Below are 319 nucleotides of genomic sequence, written 5' to 3' on the forward strand. Positions count from 1 at the left end.
TGCTGGACCTGCTGCTCAGGAAGAAGAAAAGACAGAATTTGATGTGGTCCTTAAATCTTTTGGTGAAAAGAAAGTTGGAGTTATTAAGGTTGTAAGGCAAATCACCGGACTTGGACTCAAAGAAGCAAAAGAACTCGTAGAAAAAGCCGGTACACCTGAAGCAGTAGTCAAGGAAGGCGCTCCAAAAGAAGAGGCAGAAACCATCAAGAAACAGCTCGAAGAAGCTGGCGCTGAAGTTGAGTTGAAGTAATCAGGTAACCTTTGATTTACAAAAACAGTTTATAATTTAAAATACCCACATCAGGGATCTCTCTGGTGT

Annotated in this window: 1 protein-coding gene; it reads left to right on the forward strand. The window is 41.4% G+C overall.

All coding sequences use genetic code 11. The annotated features are described in order from the left end of the window. Positions 1-250, forward strand: a 250-nt coding sequence (gene rplL / locus AC3LHT_RS07005; protein WP_488662399.1) for a 50S ribosomal protein L7/L12, incomplete at its 5' end; no start/stop codon positions are given. Between the last annotated feature and the right edge of the window lie 69 nt (positions 251-319).

The organism is Kosmotoga sp., from assembly GCF_982836095.1.